At 42.5% G+C, this 1,105-nt stretch carries 1 protein-coding gene; it reads right to left on the bottom strand.

Annotated elements, in window-relative coordinates; translation table 11 throughout:
* Window positions 1-924, bottom strand: a 924-nt coding sequence (locus D1614_RS23620) for a TonB-dependent receptor (protein WP_155523348.1), incomplete at its 3' end; no start/stop codon positions are given.
* Between the last annotated feature and the right edge of the window lie 181 nt (window positions 925-1,105).

Here is a 1,105-nt window from a genome sequence, read left to right as displayed (position 1 = left end):
CTTTGCAAAGGTGCTGTAGATATCTGTGTTATCCATGCCGTAAGTTGGAAGCACAGGAACTCCGTCAGCATCGTATTGGTTGCCGGTTTGTTCAAAACTGCCACTGAGGTAATACGAAAGTTTATTACCCCGGCCTTTCAGTGATTGATAGATCCCCCACCCCTGGGCATCTTTTGTCTTTGCCAAGTTACTGGTTCCCCATAAATTTGTGTTTCCTTCGATGGCTTTCTCTGAAGCACCGTTTTTGGTTATATAATTGATAAAACCTCCATCTCCTCCATTCCCGAATATAGAGGTGGCACCTTTTATCACTTCAACCCGACTGATGTCGTTTGGATTAACTGATTTGATCCCAAGCGAACCATTCCGGAGCGGAGTAGACTGGGGAATACCATCGACCATCACTAACAGAGAACGGCCACGCATCGTTTGTCCCCAGTTCGAGAATGTTCCGCTGCCAAGGGCAAGGCCGGGAACGCTGAATTGCAGAATTTCATTGATGTTCGATGTTGACTTGGTAAAATCCCCTATCTGTTTTACGTTGATGACGGTAACCGATGCAGGGATTTCTGAGATATACTCAGAGTTGCGGCTTGCCGACACAACAATCTCATCAAGTTTACTAAACTCATCTTTCAGCACCACATTTAATTCGCTAGTCGTTCCTGATTTTATCTGAACCTGATGAGTAATCGTTTGCATCCCTAACATTCGAAAAGATACTTTCCATATTCCTGGCTTCAGGCGGGAAAGTTCGTATGTACCGTCTGATTGTGTTAATGTTCCCGACTGCAAGGCTTCAATGTGCACTGTGGCACCGGTAACAGGTTGGTTGTCTGCAGTAGTAACAGTCCCCTTAAGTTTTCCCTGCGAAAAAGACATCAGAGAGCAAAGAAGTATAAAGAAAAGTAATAGTAATTTCATTGTTTATTCTTATTAAGATTGATTAAAAGTTGAGCGGCGAAATTAGCGTTCAGGAAAATATCCTGCATCCCTACTTCTTGGGATTTATTGTTCAATTTGGTTATTGGGCTACTTTCATTAACTGAGATCAACTTTACTAAAATGGAAAGGGTGCGAAGAAAATAAGTATGCAAATCCTAAA

The sequence above is a fragment of the Maribellus luteus genome, from assembly GCF_003576475.1.
In the GTDB taxonomy this organism is placed as follows: domain Bacteria; phylum Bacteroidota; class Bacteroidia; order Bacteroidales; family Prolixibacteraceae; genus Draconibacterium; species Draconibacterium luteum.
Note: the sequence above shows the minus strand (reverse complement) of the source record. Positions and strands in the feature narration are given on the sequence as shown.